At 64.3% G+C, this 21303-nt stretch carries 21 protein-coding genes; 13 read left to right on the top strand and 8 right to left on the bottom strand.

Going from position 1 to position 21303, the window contains the following annotated elements:
• Positions 1-11: 11 nt before the first annotated feature.
• From BXY53_RS14045 to BXY53_RS00550, 5 genes are all read left to right on the top strand, one after another.
• Complete coding sequence (locus BXY53_RS14045) at positions 12-173, top strand: hypothetical protein (RefSeq protein ID WP_170144274.1); 162 nt, start codon at positions 12-14, stop codon at positions 171-173.
• 39 nt (positions 174-212) lie between these two features.
• Positions 213-371: a hypothetical protein gene (locus BXY53_RS14040; RefSeq protein ID WP_170144273.1), complete on the top strand. Its 159-nt coding sequence runs from the start codon at positions 213-215 to the stop codon at positions 369-371.
• 166 nt (positions 372-537) lie between these two features.
• The gene (locus BXY53_RS00560) at positions 538-3222 is read left to right on the top strand and encodes a cation-translocating P-type ATPase (protein WP_119060018.1); all 2685 of its coding nucleotides are present in this window, start codon (positions 538-540) and stop codon (positions 3220-3222) included.
• Positions 3223-3311: 89 nt separating this feature from the next.
• A complete protein-coding gene (locus BXY53_RS00555) occupies positions 3312-4382 on the top strand; it encodes a GlxA family transcriptional regulator (RefSeq protein WP_119060017.1) in 1071 nt (356 codons plus the stop codon).
• Positions 4383-4483: 101 nt separating this feature from the next.
• On the top strand, positions 4484-5569 hold the full coding sequence (locus BXY53_RS00550) for a class I SAM-dependent methyltransferase (RefSeq protein WP_119060016.1): 1086 nt from the start codon (positions 4484-4486) through the stop codon (positions 5567-5569).
• A gap of 47 nt (positions 5570-5616) precedes the next feature.
• Here BXY53_RS00550 and BXY53_RS00545 read toward each other — a convergent pair whose 3' ends face one another.
• Positions 5617-6465, bottom strand: a complete 849-nt coding sequence (locus BXY53_RS00545) for a formate/nitrite transporter family protein (protein WP_119060015.1) — start codon at positions 6463-6465, stop codon at positions 5617-5619.
• Positions 6466-6621: 156 nt separating this feature from the next.
• Between BXY53_RS00545 and BXY53_RS00540 the strand changes: the two genes are divergently transcribed.
• The 3 genes from BXY53_RS00540 (at position 6622) to BXY53_RS00530 (ending at position 10344) form a co-directional block, all read left to right on the top strand.
• Positions 6622-7479, top strand: coding sequence for an alpha/beta fold hydrolase (locus tag BXY53_RS00540; RefSeq protein WP_119060014.1), 858 nt, complete (start codon positions 6622-6624; stop codon positions 7477-7479).
• Positions 7480-7507: 28 nt separating this feature from the next.
• Positions 7508-8857: a ferredoxin reductase family protein gene (locus BXY53_RS00535; RefSeq protein WP_119060013.1), complete on the top strand. Its 1350-nt coding sequence runs from the start codon at positions 7508-7510 to the stop codon at positions 8855-8857.
• Positions 8858-8994: 137 nt separating this feature from the next.
• The gene (locus tag BXY53_RS00530) at positions 8995-10344 is read left to right on the top strand and encodes a thioredoxin family protein (protein WP_210209107.1); all 1350 of its coding nucleotides are present in this window, start codon (positions 8995-8997) and stop codon (positions 10342-10344) included.
• A gap of 4 nt (positions 10345-10348) precedes the next feature.
• On the opposite strand, the gene BXY53_RS00525 is transcribed toward BXY53_RS00530, so the two are convergent.
• Positions 10349-11662, bottom strand: a complete 1314-nt coding sequence (locus BXY53_RS00525; protein ID WP_119060011.1) for an MFS transporter — start codon at positions 11660-11662, stop codon at positions 10349-10351.
• 191 nt (positions 11663-11853) lie between these two features.
• Here BXY53_RS00525 and BXY53_RS00520 point away from each other — a divergent pair, with 191 nt between their 5' ends.
• Positions 11854-12282, top strand: a complete 429-nt coding sequence (locus BXY53_RS00520) for a DsrE family protein (protein WP_170144272.1) — start codon at positions 11854-11856, stop codon at positions 12280-12282.
• A gap of 48 nt (positions 12283-12330) precedes the next feature.
• On the opposite strand, the gene BXY53_RS00515 is transcribed toward BXY53_RS00520, so the two are convergent.
• Genes BXY53_RS00515 through BXY53_RS00495 form a run of 5 tightly spaced genes read right to left on the bottom strand, consistent with a single transcriptional unit; the run spans position 12331 to position 17544 of the window.
• Positions 12331-14025, bottom strand: coding sequence for a methylmalonyl-CoA mutase family protein (locus BXY53_RS00515; RefSeq protein WP_119060009.1), 1695 nt, complete (start codon positions 14023-14025; stop codon positions 12331-12333).
• Positions 14022-14993 carry a methylmalonyl Co-A mutase-associated GTPase MeaB gene (gene meaB / locus BXY53_RS00510; RefSeq protein ID WP_119060008.1) on the bottom strand — a complete coding sequence of 324 codons (972 nt, stop codon included), beginning with the start codon at positions 14991-14993 and terminating at the stop codon, positions 14022-14024. The genes BXY53_RS00515 and meaB overlap by 4 nt, the downstream gene beginning before the upstream one ends.
• Positions 14993-16420 carry a phenylacetate--CoA ligase family protein gene (locus tag BXY53_RS00505; RefSeq protein ID WP_119060007.1) on the bottom strand — a complete coding sequence of 476 codons (1428 nt, stop codon included), beginning with the start codon at positions 16418-16420 and terminating at the stop codon, positions 14993-14995. Before BXY53_RS00505 ends, meaB begins: the two co-directional genes overlap by 1 nt.
• Before the next feature lie 10 nt (positions 16421-16430).
• Positions 16431-16844 (bottom strand): cobalamin B12-binding domain-containing protein, encoded by a 414-nt coding sequence (locus BXY53_RS00500; RefSeq protein WP_119060006.1) that lies wholly within the window; start codon positions 16842-16844, stop codon positions 16431-16433.
• Complete coding sequence (locus BXY53_RS00495) at positions 16786-17544, bottom strand: GntR family transcriptional regulator (protein WP_119060005.1); 759 nt, start codon at positions 17542-17544, stop codon at positions 16786-16788. Before BXY53_RS00495 ends, BXY53_RS00500 begins: the two co-directional genes overlap by 59 nt.
• Positions 17545-17771: 227 nt before the next feature.
• Between BXY53_RS00495 and BXY53_RS00490 the strand changes: the two genes are divergently transcribed.
• The 4 genes from BXY53_RS00490 (at position 17772) to BXY53_RS00470 (ending at position 20352) form a co-directional block, all read left to right on the top strand.
• Complete coding sequence (locus tag BXY53_RS00490; RefSeq protein ID WP_119060004.1) at positions 17772-18194, top strand: DoxX family protein; 423 nt, start codon at positions 17772-17774, stop codon at positions 18192-18194.
• 210 nt (positions 18195-18404) lie between these two features.
• On the top strand, positions 18405-19289 hold the full coding sequence (locus BXY53_RS00480) for a hypothetical protein (protein WP_170144271.1): 885 nt from the start codon (positions 18405-18407) through the stop codon (positions 19287-19289).
• Positions 19290-19292: 3 nt separating this feature from the next.
• Positions 19293-19952 carry a Fe2+-dependent dioxygenase gene (locus BXY53_RS00475; protein ID WP_119060002.1) on the top strand — a complete coding sequence of 220 codons (660 nt, stop codon included), beginning with the start codon at positions 19293-19295 and terminating at the stop codon, positions 19950-19952.
• Positions 19953-19977: 25 nt separating this feature from the next.
• Positions 19978-20352: a DUF6746 family protein gene (locus BXY53_RS00470; RefSeq protein ID WP_119060001.1), complete on the top strand. Its 375-nt coding sequence runs from the start codon at positions 19978-19980 to the stop codon at positions 20350-20352.
• A gap of 32 nt (positions 20353-20384) precedes the next feature.
• On the opposite strand, the gene BXY53_RS00465 is transcribed toward BXY53_RS00470, so the two are convergent.
• Positions 20385-21302, bottom strand: a complete 918-nt coding sequence (locus BXY53_RS00465; protein ID WP_119060000.1) for a LysR family transcriptional regulator — start codon at positions 21300-21302, stop codon at positions 20385-20387.
• Position 21303: the final 1 nt, after the last annotated feature.

The following is a 21303-nucleotide window of genomic DNA, read 5'->3' as shown; positions in this document are numbered from 1 at the left end:
AGGCAGATCGAATGATCAAACGCGTTCAGGACAATGGCCAACATGAACATGTGGAAGCGTCGCCCGATGAGGCGAAGCAGGCGCGCCAAGGCTGGCCGGCACTTTACGTGCTGCTAGCGGGCATCATCGGCGCGGTCGCCGCGCTTGCCCTGATCTTCGACTATTTCGCGTGATCGCGCTAACACGTGGTCTCCAAATTGGGGAGAAACGATATGAAAAGGGTTCAGGACGACGAGCATCACGAACACGTGGAGCTGTCGCCGGAGGAGGCGCGGCAGGGCCGGCCCGACTTGCCCGTGGTTTACGTGCTCGTCGGGCTTGTCCTTGGCACGATCCTCGCTGTCGGCGTCATCTACGCCTACTTTTTCTGACCACCACTCTTGCAGACCGCCGATCGGGGGCAACCCCGTGCGGCGGTCGGCGCCTGCTTTCACCCGTTCCCGCCCAGGTTAACGACGTCTCGCAATGATGCAGCCACGAACCCTGTATATGATCGTCTTTCAGGGGTGGCACGAACAAATGTGAGGGAGGCGCGGCTTGGGCGGTGCATTTGCGAAATCCCGAGAGGATGTTGTCGCCGAACTCGGGGTTGATCCCGAGGCTGGCCTCGACTCCGCCGAAGTGCGCCGGCGGCTGCGCAAGCATGGCCGCAACAAGCTCGCGGAGCACCGCCGGCGCGGCATGTGGGAAATTCTGGTGGATCAGGTGAAGAGCCTGGTCGCCGCGCTGCTGTTGCTCGCAGCGCTCATCTCCTTCGGCTTCGGCGAGATCGTCCAGGGCATCGCCATCCTTATCGCGCTTCTCCTGAATGTCGGCATCGGCTTCTTCACTGAACTGCGCGCCACCCGCTCGATGGAGGCGCTCAAGCGCATGGAGCGCACCGAGGCGACCGTCCGCCGCGACGGCCAGCAACGGCGCATCGAGGCGGCAGGAATCGTGCCCGGGGACATTGTTGTTCTGAACGCAGGCGACATCGTTCCGGCCGACCTGCGCGTTCTGGAGGCCGGCAATCTCACCAGCGACGAGTCCAGCCTGACGGGCGAGTCCGTCCCCGTCACCAAGTCGCCCGAGGCGGTCGCTGAGGACACGCCGCTCGCCGAACGCGCCAGCATGGTGTTCAAGGGCACGGCTGTGGCCAGCGGCAGCGGGATCGGCGTGGTGGTGGCGACAGGCAAAGGGACCGAGCTGGGGCGTATCTCGGAACTCGCAGAGGAGACGGCCGAAGCGCGTACCCCGCTTGAGCAGCGGCTGGATGACCTCGCGCTGCGTCTCATCATCGTGATTCTCGTTGTTTCGGCAGCAGTCAGCGTCATTGGCATCACGGTCGGACGCGACCTTTACCTGATGGTGGAAACAGGCATTGCGCTAGTGGTTGCTGCGATCCCGGAGGGTCTCCCGGTGGTGGCGAGTATCGCGCTGGCACGCGGGATGTGGCGGCTGGCCAAGCGCAACGCGCTCATCGAGCAGCTTGAAGCAGTGGAGACGCTCGGCTCCGTCAACGTCATCTGCAGCGACAAGACAGGTACGCTGACCGAGAACAGGATGGCGCTGTCGGAGCTTGTCGTTGCGGACGGGCCGGTGAGGGTGGCGCAGGCTGACACACGCGGTGATAAGGCTGAGCTGACGCGTGATGGCAAGCCCGTTGACATCGGTGACAGTGGGCCGCTGCGCGCGGCGCTCGAGGTCGCGGCCTTGTGCAATACGGCAGGCATTGAGGAGGACGACACGACTGGCGACCCGATGGAGCGGGCACTGGTCGTTGGCACCGCAACGCTGGATGTGGACCGGCGGGAGCTGCTGGAGGCGATGCCGGAGGCGCGGCGCGTCGAGTTCGACTCCGAAACACTGATGATGGCGACGGTCCACGAGACGGAGGAAGGCTACCGCTTCGCCGTAAAAGGAGCCCCGGAGGCGGTTCTGTCTGCTGCGGAGAAGGTCCTGACCCGCGAGGGTGCGCGCGACCTCGGGGATGACGATAAGAAAGCGTGGGTGGACCGGAATGAGAAGATGGCCGCAGAGGGGCTGCGCGCGCTGGCCCTGGCTCAGAAGGTGGAGAATGACAAGGATGCCGAGCCCTACACCAACTTGACGCTGCTGGGCCTCGTCGGGCTGATCGACCCACCGCGCGAGGGTATCCGCGAGGCGATCGAAGCCTGCCGCAACGCCGGCATCAACGTCGTCATGATTACCGGCGACCACCCGGCGACCGCCGTTGCCATCGCGCGGGAGGTCGGCCTCGTGCGTGCGGATGAAGAGGCGCGCGTGATGAAGGGCGGTGAGCTACGGCCGCTCGACGAGATGGACGAGGAAGAACGGAAGCGGGTGCTGGATACGCACATCTTCGCTCGCGTCGAACCGGCGCAGAAACTCGACCTTATTGACATTCATCAGGATACCGGATCGATCGTCGCGATGACTGGCGATGGCGTGAATGACGCGCCAGCGCTGAAAAAGGCGGACATCGGCATCGCCATGGGCCGGCGCGGCACGCAGGTCGCACGCGAAGCCGCAGCGATGGTTCTGAACGATGACAGCTTCGCGACGATCGTCGACGCTGTTGCGCAAGGCCGTGCGATCTTCCGCAATATCCGTCGGTTCATCATCTACATGCTGTCCGGCAACGCGGGCGAGATTTTCGCGGTGTCGGCGGTCGCGCTCATCAACGCGCCGCTGCCGCTCCTGCCCCTGCAAATCCTCTACATAAATATCATCTCGGACGTCTTCCCCGCGCTGGCGCTGGGCGTCACGCCGGGCGGGCAGACCATGAACGAGGCGCCGCGTCGCACGGACGAGGCGGTTCTGACGCGTCGCCACTGGGCGACGATCGGCGGGTACGGGCTTCTGATCGGCGGGTCCGTGCTGGCGGTGTTCGCCTATGCGCTGCTGGCCCTGGATATGAGCGAGACGCGCGCGGTCGCTATTTCGTTCGCGACTTTCTCGTTGGCGCGTCTGCTGCATACGCTGAACATGCGCGAGCCGGAGACGCCCCTCGCCGCAGATCCTGTGCTGACCAACCGCTATGTCTGGGGGGCGATCGCGATCGGCGTCGCTCTGCTGCTTGCCGCGCTTTATGTGCCGTATGTTTCCGATGCGCTGCAGACCGTCGATCCGGGGCTGAACGGCTGGATCCTCATCGGCATTGGCAGTGTGGTTCCGCTTATTATCGGCCAGCTCACCAAACTGCGCCTGGTTCGGACGTTCTGGCGGAAGCTCTTTGGCTGACCCCACGGTCAATTTCTGCGCCAGCTCTGCCGAAGTCTGTTATGCTTCGCCGAAATTGATTGATCTCCAAGTGAAAGCCTGTCTCCGCCATGACTCCGCTGGATCGCCCGCTGACCGTCGCGCTTCTGGCCACGACCGGAGTCACCGGGTCAACGCTCTACGGGCTTTATGACGTCCTGAACTCGCCGGGCCGCGACTGGGAGTTGGTGATGTCCGGCAACCCCGGCCCGCCGACTTTCGCGCCGGTCGTAGTTGCCACTTCCGCCGATCCGCTGAAGGGCGGAAATGGCGTCCAGCTCGTCCCGCAGCAGCGGCTGGCGGATTATCCGTCTCCCGACATTGCCATAGTCCCTGAAATTCATCTGCCACCCGATGCGTTTGAGCCCTCGGCGTTCGCTCAGGAGTGCGACTGGCTGTGCGGGGTTCACGACGCTGGCGGCATCGTCGCGTCCGTTTGCTCAGGCGCGCTGCTGCTGGCCGCGACCGGACTGCTCGACGGGCAGGAGGCGACGACGCACTGGGCCTACTGCGACGCGCTGGCGCGCATGAACCCGACCGTCCGCGTATGCGCGGAGCGCACCCTGATCGGCGTGCGCGAAGGCGAGCGTGTCATAACCAGCGGCGGCGGCGCATCCTGGCATGATCTTGCGCTCTACCTGATCGCGCGGTATGCGGGCGCCGAGGAAGCGGTCAAGATCGCCCGGCTCTACCTCATCGATTGGCACCGCGAAGGGCAGTCGCCGTTTGCGGCGCTCGTGCGCTCGCAGCTTGTCGAGGATGCGGCCATCGCCCGCGCGCAGGACTGGATCGCGCATCACTACACCGACCCCGCACCGGTCGCCGGTATGACGGCGGCCAGCGGCTTGGCGGAACGCAGCTTCAATCGTCGCTTCGTCAAGGCGACCGGGCTGACGCCGATGAGCTACGTGCACACGCTTCGGCTGGAAGAAGCCAAGCAGATGCTCGAAACGGAGGATTGCCCGGTCGAGGAGATCGCGGTCGAGGTCGGCTACGAAGATCCGAGCTTCTTTCGTCGCTTGTTTCGCCGCTGCGTGGGCATCACACCGAGCGCCTATCGCCGGCGGTTCGGACGGCAGTTTTTCGCCGTTCCTACCCGGCGCGAAAACAGTCCCACCCGCAAAAGTGCGCTGACCAGTTAGCCCTGGCAGAAATCGCCCGCTCCTGGCGCGAACCGCTCTGTCGCCCGACGCGCGCAGGGCGTATCGAGGCTGCCGTTCTCTTCAACGGAAAGGATACTGTCATGTCTGTTCAGACCTTCACCCCGCCAGCATTCGACCAGGCGCGCGCCGAAGCCTTCGCCGGGAAGATCGCCGAGGCGCTCGATACCGCGGCCGTCATGGGCATGATGGCGATCGGCCATCGCCTCGGCCTGTTCGACACGCTCGCCGAGATGCCGCCGGCGACCAGCGAGCAAATCGCGCAAAAGACAGGGCTTGCCGAGCGCTACATCCGCGAGTGGCTCGCTGTGATGACCTGCGGCCGCGTGGTCGAATACGATCCGGCGAGGCGGACCTATCACCTGCCGCCGGAGCACGCTGCCTGCCTGACGCGGGGCGCGCCGCTTGGCAACCTCGCGGTCTACAGCCGGCTGACCTCGCTCATCGGCGCGGTGCAGGATGACGTCGTGAAGTGCTTCGAGACGGGCGGCGGCACAACCTACGGCGACTATCCCTGCTTTCACGAGATCATGGCGGAGGACAGCCAGCAGACCGTCATCTCCAGCCTGTTCGATGCCGTGCTTCCTGCCTTCGAGGGGGTCGATCAGCGGCTTGCGGCGGGGATCGACGTTCTGGACGCCGGCTGCGGCCGCGGCGAGGCGCTTCTGGCCATGAGCCAGCGTTTCCCGGCGAGCCGGTTCGTCGGTTACGACCTCTGCCCGGATGCAATCGCTCACGCCCAGGAGAAAGCGCGGGACGCAGGCGCAGAGAACGTTCATTACGAAGTCCGCGACCTGACCGGTTATTGTGAGCCGAACCGCTGGGATCTGATTTTCAGCTTCGACGCGGTCCATGACCAGAAGGACCCGCAGGGGCTGATCAACGGGCTGGCAGGATCGCTCCGGCCGGGTGGAGTCTATGTCATGCAGGATATTGGCGGCTCGGCGCATCTGGAGAATAACATGGAGTTCCCCATGGCGGCGATGCTCTACGCGATTTCCTGCGCGCACTGCACGCCGATTTCCGTTGGTCAGGGCGGGCAGGGTCTCGGCACGATGTGGGGCTGGGAGACAGCCGAGGCGATGCTCCGTGCCGCCGGGTTCCAGAGCATCGAGCAGCACCGCTTCGAGCACGACCCGACGAACGTCTGGTTCCTCTCGCGTGTCTGACCGCCAGAGGCGCGCGGAGCAAAAGCTGCGCGCCTCGCACCACGCCGTTAAGTGATCTCGTCGCGCACCTGCGCATAGCTCAGCAAACCGAACAGGATCGTTCCGCCGACGACATTTCCGGCCAGGGCCGGCAGCAGGAACTTCAGGAAGACGTCCAAGGTCGTCGCGGCCTGCGTTACCCACAGATAGAACGCCTCGACGGAGCCCGCGATGACATGCGTGAAACCGCCCAGCGCGATCAGGTAGGTCATCAGCCCGATCAGGAAGATTTCGACGTTTTCCGCCGATGGCAGCATCCACACGAGGGCGGCGATGAGCCAGCCAGCGGCAATGCCCTTGACGAACATCTCCGCGGGCGAGTTCTCCATCATGTGTTCGGAGATCGCCGCGACCTCCGCCGACACGTCTGGCGGCAACATGCCGAGATAGGCGATGGCGAGCGCAAAGATGAACGCGCCGACCAAATTCGCGACCAGCACAATCGCCCACAGGCGCAGCATGATCCACAGCCAGTAGAGCTTCCATGCCGTGATGACGGGGAGAACTGCGGTCAGCGTGTTCTCGGTGAAGAGCTGCTGCCGACCCAGAATCACGATGATGAAGCCGACGGAATAACCCATTTTCTCGATGATGGTGTTCCAGCCTACATCCGGCAGATTGGCCGCCAGAAGCGCTTGCGAGAGCACCGAAAAGCCGATCGACAGACCAGCCGCCAGGCCCGACCACCACAGCGCCCGCCAGGTGCGCGCCAGCTCGCCTTCGCCCTCGACGCGGATCACCTCATACAGAATCGCGGCGCGGAGCCGCCGGGCCTCCGAAATCCGCTTGGCTTCCTGCTTCGGGCTTTCCTCTTGCGGCTGAGGCTTTTCGGCAGCGTCATTAGAACTTTGCGTCATGGAACTTTCTTGATTTTCAAGCGATTTGAATGTGCAAGCGCCGCGCCCGCAGGCCCGCCTAAACTGTCTTACTGTTATCGCCGAGCGTCAATTCGTTTATGGGAGCGTCGGGGGCAGAGTGAGATAGCCGTCAAGACGGCAGCCAGGAGGCGGAGCATGGTCAATCTGACCCCTGAGAGCACACTGATCGGTGGGTACCGCATCGCTTGCGGCGTGCGGGGCGACGGCCCACCGGTCATCCTGCTCCATGGGACGCCCAGTTTCTCTTACATCTGGCGCAATGTCGCGCCGCGTCTGGCTGAGCGATACCGGGTCCATCTTTTTGATCTGCTCGGCTTCGGTCACTCGGAGCGCCCGGCCGACCCGGCGGTCGATACCTCGGTGGCCGCGCAGATGCCGGTCCTGACCGCTCTCATGGACCACTGGGGGCTGAGCGACGCGCATATCGTCGCTCATAATATCGGCGGGGCGGTTGCCCAGCGGTTTGGCATAGTCCTCCGCGATCGCGTGCGCTCCCTAACGCTGATCGACACGGTGAGCTTCGATAGCTGGCCGTCCCCGCGCACGCGCCAGCAGATGCAGGGCGGGCTCGAGAAGTTGATCCGGGCGCCAGAGGCGCAGCACCGCGCGCATTTCCGGAACTGGCTTGAGTCGGCCGTGGCGGATGTCGACAGCTTCCACAAGGGCGCGCTCGATGTCTATCTCGACATGATCTCTGGTCCCGTGGGGCAGGCCAGCTTCTTCCAGCATCAGGTCGCGCACTACGACCCGCGCTACACGCAGGAGATTGCAGACCGCGTGTGGGAACTGGGCAGCAAGCCGGTCCAGCTTATCTGGGGTGAGACCGATACCTGGCAGGCGGTCGATTGGGCCTACAAGCTGCGGGAAACCATACTGGACTCGGAGTTGTACATTTTGCCGGCGTGCGGGCATTTCGCCATGGAGGACCGGCCGGAGGACGTCGCGCAACTCGTGACCGACTTCATCGCACGGCACGAACACGGCGCCGACTGAGCCGGCACGCAAAAGGGGGGAGACGGATATGGCGCGGTCAAGAACGCACGCTTTCGCGCTTCCGGCGGCGCTGTTGCTGGGGCTTTATCTTGTCGTGCTGCTCGCGCCGCTGGCGCTGGCCTGGGCGCAGGGCCTGCCGGCGCGGCATTGGCGCGACGAGCTGTCCTCCGCACTGGCGCTGCTCGCTTTTTCCGGCGTTCTGGTCGAGTTCCTGCTTTCGGGACGGTTCCGAACCATTTCCGGCCAGATCGGTATCGACGCGACGATGCGGGTGCATCAGCTCATGGCGCGGGCCTTCACGGTGTTCATCCTCCTGCATCCATTTTTGTACGTCACGCCGTTCATGAACCGGCCGCTGCCTTGGGACGAGACGGCGCGTTACACGCTGGGCCTGACTCCGACAACTTTCCTGACCGGAGCGATCGCATGGATCGCGCTGATGGTGATGGTTGTGTTCGCCATCTTCCGCGAGCAGCGTAGCGGCAGCTATGAGGGCTGGCGCGCGGCGCACGGCTTCGCGGCGGTGGTCGTCGCAGGTTTCGGCGCGCATCATACGCTGGAGGCCGGGCGCTACAGCGCGCACCCGTGGCTCTGGTGGTTCTGGATTCTGCTTCTGGCCGTAGCGGCGGCGACGCTGATCTGGGTCTATCTGGTCAAACCGCTGCTTCAGCTTCGCCAGCCATTTGCGGTGCGCTCGGTGGAGCCGCTTGGGCAGCGTATCTGGGAGCTTAGCATCGCACCAGAGCAACGGCCTCTGGACTTCGCCGCCGGGCAGTTCGTCTGGCTCAACGTGGGCCACAGCCCGTTCTCGCTGGCTGAAAATCCGTTCTCCATCGCATCTGCGCCGGCCGACGGAGACCACCTTGCCTTCGTCATCAAGGAGGCGGGTGACTTCACCAGCCGGATCGGCGGGGTCCAGCCCGGCACCCGTTGCTACCTGGACGGGCCGCATGGGCATCTCACGATCCCCGGCTCGGAGGTGCCGGGGATCGCGCTCATCGCTGGCGGAGTCGGTATCGCGCCGGTGCTGAGCATCCTTCGGCAGTTGCATCACGAGCGCGACGAGCGGCCCATCGTGCTTCTGTACGGTAACCGCGTTCGAGAGCAGATCGTTTACGCGGATGAACTGCACGACATGCAGAACGACCTGAACCTGCAGGTCGAAAACGCGCTGGCTGAGCCGCCCCCCGACTGGCACGGCCATCGCGGCGTCATCGACGCGGACCTGCTGCGCACGATCCTCGACCGTCCAGATGCGAAAGCGTGGCGCTACATCATCTGCGGGCCGCAGCCGATGATCGAAGGTGTCGAGAAGACGCTGCTGTCGTTCGGTGTATCCAGCGGCAACGTGATTTCCGAACAGTTTTATTATGATTGAGGATAGGACATGACCCGCCGCCAGAATCTCGTGGCTATTTGCTGGTCGCTGACCGCGCTCATGCTGATCGCTTCGGTTATGTTCGCGCTTCGGTGAAGGCATCAAGTCCGTTGTTGCGACGTTGGTGGCGCTGCATCATGACAAGGCGTGACGATGGATTTGCGCGGGCGATTTCACCGGGCGTGATGTTGCGCCAGATTGGCTTCCTCTTGCTGCTGTTGTTCATGGGGCTGCCCGCTTCGGTCAGTGCGCAGGCCGAAAGCCCGGATGAACTCGGCCCCGTCTGGTTCGCCGAGGCGCCGGAGGGCGAGCGCCGGCTCAAGCTCTATTTCTTCTACTCACAGACCTGCCCGCATTGTGCCGACGCCGAGCCGGTCGTGCGTGAGATCGCCGAGGCGCGCCCATGGCTGGAGCTCGAAGAGCTGGCCGTTGAACGCGAGGCGAATGAACGCTTTTTCTTCATGCTCTCGCGGGAGTTCGGCCGCGAGCCCGAGGCCGTGCCGACCTTTTTCCTGTGCGGGGAGATGCTGGTCGGCTTCGACAATGCCAGCGGAATGGGCGCGCGCATCGCGCGGATCGCTGATCAGTGCCACGCGCGGCTGACGGGCCAGCAGCCCGAGTCCCAGATGGCCAGCGAGACGCCCGACGATCTGACGGTTGAGCTGCCGCTGTTTGGCAAGCTGGATGCGGAGCAGCTTTCGCTCCCGGCGTTGACGCTGGTGCTGGGCGGGCTGGACGCCTTCAACCCGTGCGCGTTCTTCGTGCTGCTGTCGCTGCTGAGCCTGATGGTTCACGCGAAGAGCCGCCTGCGCATCGCCATTGTCGGCGGCGTGTTCGTGTTCTTCTCCGCGGCGATGTATTTCGTGTTCATGGCGGCGTGGCTGAACCTGTTTCTTGTGCTGCAGAACCTGCAGTGGATCACGGTGGCCGCGGGGCTGGTCGCGCTCGGGATCGGGGCGCTGTCGATCAAGGATTACGTGTATTTCGGCCAGGGGCCGAGCCTGTCGATCCCCGAATCCGCCAAGCCGGGCCTGTTCGAGCGGATGCGCCGGCTGATCGGGATGCGCAGCCTCGCCGGGCTGCTGGCCGGGACAGTCGTTCTGGCGATCGCGGCAAACAGCTATGAGCTGCTGTGCACGAGCGGCTTCCCACTGGTCTACACCAAGGTGCTGACGATGAATGACCTGCCGAGTGCGGCGCGCTACGCCTGGCTGGCGCTCTACAACATCGTCTATGTCATCCCGCTGCTGCTCGTGGTCGTGGTGTTCACCGCCACGCTCGGCGCGCGACGGCTGAGCGAGACGGAGGGGCGGACGCTCAAGCTCGTCTCGGGTCTGATGATGGCTGGGATGGGAGTGGTCCTCATCCTTGCGCCGGAGTTGCTCCACAACGTGCTGACGGCGCTGGCGCTGCTGGCCGCGGCGGTCATCCTGACGGCTATTGTCCGGGCACTGGATCGGCGCCGCGCGCAGGCGAGCGGGCGCTAGCGCATCACGCCGGCGCTTTTTCGCCCGGCGCTTTGCCACTGCCGTGCTTGTGCAGCGGCATCGAGGCGTGCGTCGTGCCCGTCGGCATGACAACGAAGCTTTCCTTTTCCTCCGGTGCGGTCGGCGCGCGCTTGCGAATGCGCCACAGGCCATAACCCGAAAATAGCGCTAGCACCGCTGCGCAGAAAACGAACAGCCCGGCGGGGCCGATTTGCGCCATGACGAGGCTCGCGGCGAACGGGCCGATTGCCGCGCCCGCGCCGAACACCAGGGTCAGTCCGCTTGCCACGGCCACGACCTCATCGCGCTCGACCTGATCGTTCGCGTGGGCAACGCAGAGCGAATAGACGGGGAAGGTCAGCGCGCCAAAGATGAAGGACAGCGCCAACAGGACGGTCAGCGTCTGGTTCACGCTCAGCGCAAGGCCCACGCAGGCCAGCGCGCCCACGGCTGAGGCGGCAAGGATGACCTTGCGCCGATCGGTGATGTCGGACACCCAGCCGAGCGGCCATTGCAGCAGCAGCGCGCCAGTCATCGCGATGGCCATGAACAGCGAAATACCTGCATCGGTGAGGCCGATATCTTGCGCGAAGGTCGGTCCCATGCCCCAGAACGCGCCCATGCTCAGCGCGACAAAGAAGGTGCCGACAAGCCCGACGGGCGAGATTTCCAGAAGGCGCGTGAAGCGGCTCCGGGATGCCGAGACGACGCCAGGGACGCCCGCGCGCGACAGGCTTACCGGCACCAGCGCCAGAGAGAGACAGATCGACACAACTGCGAAAGGCACGAAGCTCGACGGCGGCGAGAAGTTGAGCATTAGCTGCCCGACGATCCAGGCGACATTCGCAACGACGCCGTAAATGCCAAGCACCCGGCCGCGGTTCGTGCGCTCGGTTCCCGCGTTCAGCCAGCTTTCCGCGATGACGATCAGCCCTGCATGGCAGGCCCCGTGAATGAAGCGCAGCGCCACCCAGACGCTGGCTTCCACGATGATGGCGTGCGCCAGCGCGACCGCCGAGGCCACCGACGCGAGCGCGGCAAATACGCGGATATGCCCCACGCGCTCCACAAGCCCCGGCGCGAACACCGAGCCGACAGCATAGCCAATGAAGTAGGTGGACATGAAGGCGCCGATGGTCTCGGCGGTCATGCCCTCCAGCCCCGCGCGCACGCCGAGTAACGTGCCCTGAAGGCTGTTACCGACGATGACAAGCCCGATACCTGCCAGTAGCGCGGAGATTTTCAGCGCGGATTGCGGGCTCCCCGGCGGGGTCGGGAAAGATGAGCTTTCGACGGCCTTGGTCTGGGCGATTGACATGGCAGTTCCGCGCAGCCGACGGGGTCATGGCCCGTCGCTGATGGAAAAGCAAAAGGATGAATTCCGCAAAAATGTCCGGTTCAGGACGCGGCCGGCCTCATAACATCCAGCTCCGGGTGTCGGTTCCCTTGAACGCAATGGAATTTCAAGAAACGCACGTCATCCTGATCTTCCAGGCTCAGGAGACGATCATGGGAAGATTTGCTTTCGCCATTGTCATGGCTTTCGCGCTCGCTCTGCCGCTCGGCGCGGCCAACGCGCAGAACGACCGCAGGCTGGTTATCAATCTCACCAGCGCCGATGTCTGGACCGGGCAGATGGCGATGAGCTTCGCCCGCCGGGTTCAGGAAGACGGCGGCAATGTCGTGCTGTTCCTGAACGTTCATGCCGTGGCGTTTGCCAATCAGAATGTGCCGCAGCACGTGCAGGCCCTTACCGGCAAGACGCCGCATGAGCGCATTCAGGAGATCATCGACGCCGGCGGCGAAGTCTATCTTTGCCCGAGTTGCACCGAGCAGGCCGGGCTGAAGATCGAGGATCGGATTGACGGCGTGAAGGTTGGCGGGCCGGAGTTCCGCGAAATCCTGATGGCGCCAGATACGAAGATCATCAGCTACTAGCGCGCGCTGCTTGGTGTCGTTGCGAAGCTGTGGCGGTTCGGGAAGCCGCTAGAACACCGGCGTCTCGCGATAGGTGCCCCAGACCGTCTTGAGCGTCTCGACGATGTCCCCCATGCTCGCGCCCTCCCGCACCAGCTCGATCGTGACCGGCACGATGTTCTGACTCTCGTCCCGCGCGACGGCCTTCAGCTTTTCGAGAAGCTCCTGAACCTTCGCTTCGTCGCGGCTGGCGCGCACCTGCTGCAGCCGTGCGATCTGGCGCTCGGCCGTGTCCGGATCGTAGGGGTGGATTTCGATGTCGTCTTCTTCCTCGTCGTCGCGGTAGCAGTTGACGCCAACGACCGGATGTTCGCCGTCCTGCTTCTTGATCGCGATCTCGTAGGCGAAGTCGGAGATGTGGCGCTGGAACCAGCCCTCGTTGATGAGCTTGATGGTGCCGCCCTTCTCGTCGATCTCGTCGAGGATGGCGAAGATCGCCTTTTCGTATTCGCTGGTGAGGCTCTCGACAAGATAGGAGCCGCCGAGCGGGTCGATCACGTCGGGCACGCGGGTCTCGTAGGCAGCGATTTGCTGTGTGCGCAGCGCGACCTTCATGGCTTCCTCGGTGGGGATGGCGAAGGCTTCGTCCATGCCGTTGGTGTGCAGGCTCTGCGCGCCACCCATCACAGCCGCGAGTGCCTGATAGCCCGTGCGGACGATGTTGTTCTTGTATTGCGGCTTGGTCAGCGTCGCCGCTGCGGTCTGGCAGTGGAAGCGCAGGCGCATCGAGGCCGGGTTCTTCGCGCCGAAGCGCTCCTTCATGATCTTGGCGTAGACCCGGCGCGCGGCGCGGAACTTCGCCACCTCCTCGAAGAAATCCGTCTGGCAGACAAAGAAGAAGGCCAGCCGCGGCGCGAAGTCGTCAACATCGACGCCGGTCTTCAGCACCTCCTCGACATAGGTGATCGCGTTCGCCATCGTGAAGGCGACCTCCTGCAAGGGCGATGCGCCGGCCTCGGAGATGTGGTAGCCGGAGATGTTGATCGGGTTGTACCGCTTCATGTTCGCGGTGCAGTAGGTGATGCAGTCGCGCACGATCCGCACCGATGGCTCGATCGGGAAGATCCACTCCTTCTGCGCGATGTATTCCTTGAGGATGTCCGCCTGGATCGTGCCGGAGAGCTTGTTGAGGTCCAGCCCGCGCTTTTGGGCCATCGCGACATACATCGCCAGCAGGATCCACGCTGTCGGGTTGATGGTCATCGACACCGAGATGTTCTCAAGGTCGATGCCGTCGTAGAGTGCTTCCATGTCCGCGAGCGTGTCGACCGCCACCCCTTCACGGCCGACCTCACCTTCGCTCATCGGGTGGTCGGAATCGTAGCCCATCAGCGTGGGCATATCGAAATCGGTGGAAAGGCCGGTCTGTCCCTGCTGAATAAGGTATTTGAAGCGCCGGTTGGTGTCCTCGCCGGTGCCGAAGCCGGCGATCTGGCGCATCGTCCACAGCCGCCCGCGATACATCGTCGGGTATGGCCCGCGCGTGAACGGGTAGCGCCCCGGCAGGCCGATGTCCTCATGCGGGATATCGGCGGTGTCGAGCGGGGTGTAGACACGCTTGAGCGGGAACCCGCCGAAGGTGCGGAACTCCTCCTTGCGCTCCGGCTGGCGCTTCAGGAATTCAGCCAGTTCACCCGATTCCCACTCACGCAGATTGCGCGCCACTTCGGCCAGCTTGTCGCGCAGCGCCGTGTCCTTACTCATCGCTCAGTCTCCCTGTTGATCTCGGCCAGCAGTTGCCGCGCGCCTTCTTCCGGTGCGAGGTTGAGCCGCGCCACCTGCTCCGCGATTGCCGCGATCCGTCCCTCGCGGTCGCGCGTGAACTCGTCGCGCAGGATGTCCTCGGCGGATTTGAGCACGCGCCACTCGGCCATGCGGCGGCGGCGCGCTTCGAGTTCGCCGGTCTCGCGCATCCGCGCCATGTGCCGGTCGATGGTCTCTTCGAGCTCGTCGATGCCCTCGCCGGAGACGGCGCTGGTGCCGATAACGGGAACGGTCCAGTCCATCTTGCCCGACAATTGCAGGCCGATGGTCAGCATCCCCTTGAGTTCGCTAATCGTGCGGTTGGCGTCCGGCTTGTCCGCCTTGCTGACGACATGGATGTCCGCGATTTCCAGCACGCCCGCCTTGATCGCCTGAATGTCGTCGCCCAGCCCCGGCGCGGAGACCACGACGGTCGTATGGGCCGAGCGCACCACGTCCACTTCGTCCTGCCCGACGCCCACCGTTTCGATGATGACCACATCGAACCCGGCGGCATCGAAAATCTCGACGGAGGGCATTGTCGCGCGCGACAGCCCGCCCAGCGCCCCGCGCGTTGCCATGGAGCGGATGAAAACGCCTGGATCGGCGTTGAGATCGCTCATGCGCACGCGGTCGCCGAGGATCGAGCCGCCGGAAAACGGGCTGGTCGGATCGACCGCGCTGACGGCGACCGTCCGGCCGCCCTCGCGTATCTTGCGGCAGAGCTGGGCGATCAACGTGGACTTGCCGCTGCCGGGGACACCAGTGATGCCGACGATATGCGCCTTGCCGGTGTGGCGGTGGATTTCCGCGAGCGCCTCGGCGGCCTCGTCGGCGCCTGATTCCGCGCGCGAGATCAGCCGTGCGATGGCGGACGGCTTGCCCGCCAGCACGTCCGCGACCAGCGTTGTGGATGGGGCCGCCGTCATCACCCGCCTCCCAGTTTCTCGGCGAAGGCGCGGAACATCTCGCGATCGTCGATCACCCGGCGCGCCTTGAAGTCGGTTCGCGGGATGGTCTTCTCCTCAACGACCTCGACATTCGCGCGGATACCGAGCAGCCGATGCAACTCGTTCGACACGCGATCGCGAAACTGCGCGATCGCCTCGTCGCCAGCCGCGTGCACCGACTGCGCCGCCTCGACCTGCACGACAAGCTCGTCCATCGCCGTTTCGCGGGTGATGATGATGCGGTGCTCGCCGCCGTAATCCGGCAAGGCGTTGAGCGCGGCGTCGATCTCGCTGGGGTAGACGTTCTCGCCGCGCACCGTGAAGGAATCGTCGATCCGCCCGAAGATGCCATAGGGAAGGTGCGGATAAGTGCGCCCGCACGGTGTCGGCCCGTCCTTCCACAGCGTGAGGTCACCGGAGACGAGCCGGATCATCGGCTGCGAGGTGCGCTCCAGATGCGTATAGACCGGCGTGCCGCGCTGGCCGTAGGGCACGCGGTGCATCGTGTTCGGGTCACAGACCTCGGTGTAGACGACGTCCTGCCAGGCCAGCATGCCGTCGGTTTCCGCCGTCCCGGCCACGTTCATCCACGGGCTCATCTCGGCCATCGAACCAGAATCGATGACGCGGGCCTCGTATGTCTCAGCGATACGATCGCGCACGCCGGGCACGGACGCCCCTGGCTCGCCCGAAAAGAACAGCAGCTTCAGCTCGAATTCGCGCGGGTCGATGCCCTTGTCGCGCGCCACTTCGGCGAGATGGATCGCATAGGATGGCGTGCCGTAGAACGCCGCCGGCTTGACGCGGCGCATCCAGTCGACCGCACGCGCCGACATGCCTGTCGCGCCCGCGCCGAACGGGAAGGCTCGCGCGCCCAACCGCTCGGAGCCGATCAACGTGCCCCACGAGCCCATGTAGAGGCTGAACAGCGAGCCGATGAACACCGTATCGCCGGGCCGCAGGCCCATCGCCCACATGATCCGCGCGTGGGCGTTGGCGATCGCCCGCCAGTCGTCGCGGCCGATGGCGAAGGCGGTCGGGTTGCCGGTCGTCCCGGAGGTGCCGTGGATGTGGTGAATTTCGCTTTCGGGCACGCAAAGATAATCGCCGAACACCGGCGCGCGGTCCTGCGCCGCGCGCAGATCGGCCTTGGTGATGACCGGCACGCGCTCCTCGAAATCCTCTAGCGAGCTCAGATGATCGGGGTGAAAGCCGCGCGCATCCCAGTGGTGGCGATAGAACGGCGCATTGTCATAGGCGTAGCGCACGACCTGCTTGAGCCGCTCCAGAATGTGATGCTCGCGCTCGGCCGGCGGCATGGTCTCGCGCTGCGGGAACCAGTAACGCGCGCCGGTCTCGGGAAAATAGGTGTCGTCATAGCGCGGCGGGAAGGACCAGAACTCCATGATGGCCCCCTTACCGCGGGCCGCGTTCGGCGACGAGCTCACGGACGCGCGTAACGACCGCATCCGGCGGCGTGTCCTGCAGCAGGATTTCCTGAACGCCCATCTCCTTGAGCTGCACCACGTCGTCTTCCGGTATGACGCCCCCGCCCATCAGGATGATGCCCTTGGAATCCTGCTCTTCCAGCACGCGGATGATTTTCGGGAAGATCGTCATGTGCGCGCCGGACAACAGGCTGATGCCGAGCACGTCGACGTCCTCCTGCACCGCGGCCATCGCCACCTCCTCGGCGGTGCGGTGCAGACCCGTGTAGATCACGTCCATGCCGGCATCGCGCAGCGCGCGCGCCACGACCTTCACGCCGCGGTCATGCCCATCCAGGCCGACCTTGGCGAGCATCACCCGGATCGGGGCTTGCTCGTTCATCGTGTTTCCTCCCTGAGTTCATGGCGCGTTTTTCTTCTTGTGGCGCGTCCGTCTTCAGCTTTGCCTGTATCTCGGCCGAAGCTGCTTCAACATGTGCGCGGGACAGGGCGCCCGCCCGTTCCGCGTGGCCATCAGCGATGGCCTTGAGGATGTCGGCGTGCTCCTGCCAGAGCCTCGTGCGATAGCTGGCCGCTTCGACAACGGCCATCATCACGCGGCGCAGATGGTGCAGATGCGGCTCCAGCGCCTGCCGGATCAGCGGGTTGCCGGACAGGCGGTAGACGCATTCGTGGAACGCCATGTCGCATTTCACGAGATCGCGCACCGCGCCGCGTTCCGCCAGTCGCTCGCCTTCTTTCAGAATGTCCCAACCCTCGGCGAGGTCGTCCGGCCGGGCGCGCTCGGCGGCAAGGCGCGCGGCGGTTTCGTCCAGCGACCCGCGCAGTTCGTAGATCGCGCGCACCATGTCCACGCTGACCGGCGTCACGATGAGGCCACGCCGCCCGGCCTCGCGGAAAAATCCTTGAGATTTCAGAAGGACGAGCGCCTGAACAACCGGCTGGCGCGACACGCCCAGCCGCTCCGCGATGTCGTCCTGCGTGATGCGCGCGCCCGGCGCCAGCTCGCCATCACAGACGGCGTCGCGGATTGCGACGTACACGGAGTCGAGGATGCTGGATCGTCTGGGCAGAGAGTCCATCGGTGCGCTTTCGTATTTTGTATACAGTATTCGCAATGCTGCGCGGGCGTCAAGCGAATGTGCACGAACGCGGCAAGTGCGCGTGTACCGTGAGCCGCTCACAAATAGTTCATCGTCATAGCGCGACGTCTTTCACAAACGTTATTGGACAGTGATCAAGAAGAAAGTCATTTCTGTCAGGGAAAGGCATGCAATTTCTATTTCTGGATTAGACAAGGAGCGATCTGATGGCTGAGCAAACCTACGTTCAAACCCCCGCGGCTGTGCGCATCTCCTCCGACTGGCTGCTTCGTCTTGCGCTTGCCTCGGTGTTCATCTTTCACGGCATCTCGAAGGTTCAGGGCCTGATGGCCGGTGGTCCCGTCCCGATGGGCCATTCTTTCGAGGTCTGGTCGCTGGTCGCCTTCGCCGAGGTCGCTGGCGGCGTGGGAATCATTCTGGGAGGTCTGCTGGCCGGCTTCATGGGCGACATCATCACCCGCCTGAGCGGGCTGGCCGTTGTCCCGGTCATGCTCGGCGCGATTGTCATGGTCCACTGGGGCCGCTGGAGCTTCGTGCCGTCGGACACGCATCCGATGGGCGGCATGGAGTTTCAGGTCGTGCTGATGCTGATCGGGCTGTATTTCGTGCTGCGGGGCAACAACGAGTAAGCTGGGACCGCGGCTCTCTCCCTGGTGACTGCTATTGGCGGGCGCGTCCCTTGGCGGGACGCGCCCGTCTGTCGTTTGTGCGTGTGAAGCCGGTCAGCATGACGAAATGCAGCTCATCGAAGTTGGTTGCTGCAGACAATGCAATTGCCCTGATTACGGAGTGAGATTATTGACCTGGAGGATCAAGAATTGTGAGTGAGGGAGGCGCGCATGATCAAGAAGGAGCAGAACCGGGTTGTCAGAGCGCGGCGCTGGGTGATGGCCGGCGCGGTCGCAACGGCGGTCGCAGGTTCCGCCGGATCCGCCCAAACGGCAGGACTGTCCGGCGAAAACAATGCGGACTGGAACGCTTCGCAGGACGAATTTCTGGTCGCGTCCGCCGAGGGCGAAGGCGAAGGAGAAGCAGCGTCTGAGGGCGGTGAAGGTGAAGGTGAGGGCGAAGGTGAAGGCGAAGGCGCTGCCGCCGTCGACCCCGAAATCCAGCTTCTCACCGACCTGGGCTTCATGCAGGGCCATGCCTATGCCGGCTTGAAGCTCTATGAGATGGGCGAAACCGAGTTGGGCGTGGAGCATATTGGCCATCCGATTGTCGAGAAATACGACGCCGTCGCCGCTCCGCTGGAAAAGATGGGTCACGCTGACCTGAAAGCGCAACTCGAAGTGATGAGCGAAGCTGCCGAGGCCGGCAAGCCGGCGGACGACGTCGCCGCGCTCTATGACGAGATGACGGCTACGCTGGAGGCTATCCGTTCGGAAACCGAGGGCGGCGCGGCGAGCCAGCTGAAGGCGCTGGCGCTGCTGACCCGCATCGCGGCCGACGAGTATCAAGTGGCTTTCAAAGGCGGCGAGATGGTCAACGCCAAGGAATACCAGGATGCCTGGGGCTTCCTCCAAATCGTCAAGCAGGAAGCGCGCGAGTTGGCCGAAAGCGATGACAAGAAAGTCGCCGAAGCCGCCGAAGCGGTCCTCGGATATGCCGAAAATGCCGAAACGGTTTTCAGCGGCGTCACGGGCGAAGGTATCTCCAAGCCCGACGCATCGGAGATTTACGGTGCTGCCGCGCGCATGGAGATTGCGGCGGGGCGATTGAGCTAGGCGATGTTCCTCGTTCTGGGAGAAGTGCTCGACCACTATGAGGTCGCGGCTTTGCGCGAGGCGGCGGGTGAGCTTGATTTTCAGGACGGCCGCGCCACCGCGGGGAAATACGCGAAACCGGTCAAGCACAACGAGCAGGCCGCTGCCTCACCCGCCCTGGACGCGATCACCGAGAAGGTCAAGACGACGCTCACGAAGAACCGGCTATTCAAGGCGGCGGCCCGCCCGCGCCGGTTCGTGCGTCTGCTCGTCTCGCGTTACAGCCCCGGCATGGAATACGGCCTGCATGTCGACGACGCGATCATGGACGGCCAGCGGACTGATCTGTCCTTCACGCTCTTCCTGTCGCCGTCCGACGCCTATTCCGGCGGCGGACTGGTCATCGACGACCCGCTTGAGGCGCGGACCATCCGGCTGGAGGCGGGCGAGATGGTGCTCTACCCGTCGAATACCCTGCACCGGGTCGAGCCGGTAACGCAGGGCGAGCGGCTGGCAGTGGTCGGCTGGGTCGCAAGCTGGGTGCGCGACCCGCAGCGACGCGAAATCCTGTTCGATCTGGAAATGACAGCCTCGGAGCTTTTTGCGCGCGAGGGCAAGTCGTCGACGATCGACAGGCTCAACAAGGCGCGCACGAACTTGTTGCGCATGTGGGCGGACGACTGAATTCGGAAGCGGAAAGGAAAACAAAATGAAACTGACAGCTATCTTTGCGGCTGCTGCGCTTGGGCTGACGCTTGTCTCAGGCCCCGCAACGGCGGACGAGGTCGACCACTACCGCGCCAAGCCGTCCGAAACGCTTGAAGAAGCGGTCAAGAATTTCTCAGAATATAACCGGAAGCTCGCCGAAGTGCTGAACAAAGACAAGCTGACGGTGGATGAATTGGAGCGCATCCATCAGTTGACCTACACGCTCGAGGTTGCCCTGGCCAAGATCAACGAGGAAATGGCTGCCTTACCGGCGACGCTTGAGCGGCTGCATCTGTCCTCCGAGGCGCACAACGCGGCTGAGGCGCGCGGAGTCGGCAAGGTCTATCTGGAGATTGGGCAAACGGTCGTCGACTGACAAACCTTGCGCCGGCTTCTTAGGCCGGCGCATTAAGCCGGCACCGGTTCGGGCGGTTCGGTTTGCGTTACCCCCTTAGCGCACCGGCGAAGGTGATCACGCAGCCAGGCATGGCAGGCGTCCCGCTCCTTGCTCAGATGCCAGATCAAATGATGCGGAATGGATGGCAGGGCGGGACTGGTGGTCAGGGAACGCGTGGCCATATGCCGCGCGGCAAGCGTGGCGACGCTTGCCGGGACCAGCGCGATGCCCTGACGCGCCAGCGCGGCATGAATCGCGATCAGCGGTGAGGCGACGGCCTCCAGTGTCGCGGGCTGCGGGTGGCCGCGCCCGTCGAACAAGTGCGTAACGTGACCAGCGGCGGTGAACAGAAGCGGCGAATCATCGGAATTAAGCCATAGGGTCTTGGCGCTCTGCCGCTCTGGCGCGAGGGCGACGAAAGGCTCGTCGTAAAGACGCTCCGCCGAAATGTCGTTGGCGCTAGGCTCCGCCTCGCCGTCGACAATCGCGAGGTCGATGCGGCCGGTACGCAGCGCGTCCACCACGCCATCAGCCTCGCGCTGATGCAGCGTGATGCCCGGGGCAGCGCTGGCAAGCGCCGCTCGCACGGCAGCCAGCAAGGTCAGCTCCAGCTCGGGCCGGCAGGCCAGCACGAAGCTGCGCTCCTGCGCTTCCGGCTCGAAATTGCGCTCGTTGTTGAGCAGACCTTCGAGCCCCGAAACGATGACATGCACCGTCGGCGCGAGTTGTGTCGCGCGGCTGGTCGGCACAAGGCGCTGGCCGGCGCGCACGAACAGCGGGTCATCAAACACCTCGCGCAGGCGCGCCAGCGCATGACTGACGGCCGAGGGGCTTCGGCCCAGCCGCTGGGCGGCCTTTGTCACGCTGGCTTCGAGAAGCAGCGCGTCGAGAATGACAATGAGGTTGGCGTCGAGTTCGCGCAGGTGCATC

This window comes from Dichotomicrobium thermohalophilum (assembly GCF_003550175.1).
Taxonomy (GTDB): Bacteria; Pseudomonadota; Alphaproteobacteria; order Rhizobiales; family Rhodomicrobiaceae; genus Dichotomicrobium; species Dichotomicrobium thermohalophilum.
This window is presented reverse-complemented; position numbering and strand designations above follow the sequence as displayed.

Bases quoted from the DNA above. Each gene is read 5' to 3' on its own strand.
- BXY53_RS14045 (WP_170144274.1), top strand. From the start codon at position 12: ATGATCAAACGCGTTCAGGACAATGGCCAACATGAACATGTGGAAGCG.
- BXY53_RS14040 (WP_170144273.1), top strand. From the start codon at position 213: ATGAAAAGGGTTCAGGACGACGAGCATCACGAACACGTGGAGCTGTCG.
- BXY53_RS00555 (WP_119060017.1), top strand. From the start codon at position 3,312: ATGACTCCGCTGGATCGCCCGCTGACCGTCGCGCTTCTGGCCACGACC.
- BXY53_RS00550 (WP_119060016.1), top strand. From the start codon at position 4,484: ATGTCTGTTCAGACCTTCACCCCGCCAGCATTCGACCAGGCGCGCGCC.
- BXY53_RS00545 (WP_119060015.1), bottom strand. From the start codon at position 6,465: ATGACGCAAAGTTCTAATGACGCTGCCGAAAAGCCTCAGCCGCAAGAG.
- BXY53_RS00540 (WP_119060014.1), top strand. From the start codon at position 6,622: ATGGTCAATCTGACCCCTGAGAGCACACTGATCGGTGGGTACCGCATC.
- BXY53_RS00535 (WP_119060013.1), top strand. From the start codon at position 7,508: ATGGCGCGGTCAAGAACGCACGCTTTCGCGCTTCCGGCGGCGCTGTTG.
- BXY53_RS00530 (WP_210209107.1), top strand. From the start codon at position 8,995: ATGACAAGGCGTGACGATGGATTTGCGCGGGCGATTTCACCGGGCGTG.
- BXY53_RS00525 (WP_119060011.1), bottom strand. From the start codon at position 11,662: ATGTCAATCGCCCAGACCAAGGCCGTCGAAAGCTCATCTTTCCCGACC.
- BXY53_RS00520 (WP_170144272.1), top strand. From the start codon at position 11,854: ATGGGAAGATTTGCTTTCGCCATTGTCATGGCTTTCGCGCTCGCTCTG.
- BXY53_RS00515 (WP_119060009.1), bottom strand. From the start codon at position 14,025: ATGAGTAAGGACACGGCGCTGCGCGACAAGCTGGCCGAAGTGGCGCGC.
- meaB (WP_119060008.1), bottom strand. From the start codon at position 14,993: ATGACGGCGGCCCCATCCACAACGCTGGTCGCGGACGTGCTGGCGGGC.
- BXY53_RS00505 (WP_119060007.1), bottom strand. From the start codon at position 16,420: ATGGAGTTCTGGTCCTTCCCGCCGCGCTATGACGACACCTATTTTCCC.
- BXY53_RS00500 (WP_119060006.1), bottom strand. From the start codon at position 16,844: ATGAACGAGCAAGCCCCGATCCGGGTGATGCTCGCCAAGGTCGGCCTG.
- BXY53_RS00495 (WP_119060005.1), bottom strand. From the start codon at position 17,544: ATGGACTCTCTGCCCAGACGATCCAGCATCCTCGACTCCGTGTACGTC.
- BXY53_RS00490 (WP_119060004.1), top strand. From the start codon at position 17,772: ATGGCTGAGCAAACCTACGTTCAAACCCCCGCGGCTGTGCGCATCTCC.
- BXY53_RS00480 (WP_170144271.1), top strand. From the start codon at position 18,405: ATGATCAAGAAGGAGCAGAACCGGGTTGTCAGAGCGCGGCGCTGGGTG.
- BXY53_RS00475 (WP_119060002.1), top strand. From the start codon at position 19,293: ATGTTCCTCGTTCTGGGAGAAGTGCTCGACCACTATGAGGTCGCGGCT.
- BXY53_RS00470 (WP_119060001.1), top strand. From the start codon at position 19,978: ATGAAACTGACAGCTATCTTTGCGGCTGCTGCGCTTGGGCTGACGCTT.
- BXY53_RS00465 (WP_119060000.1), bottom strand. From the start codon at position 21,302: ATGCACCTGCGCGAACTCGACGCCAACCTCATTGTCATTCTCGACGCG.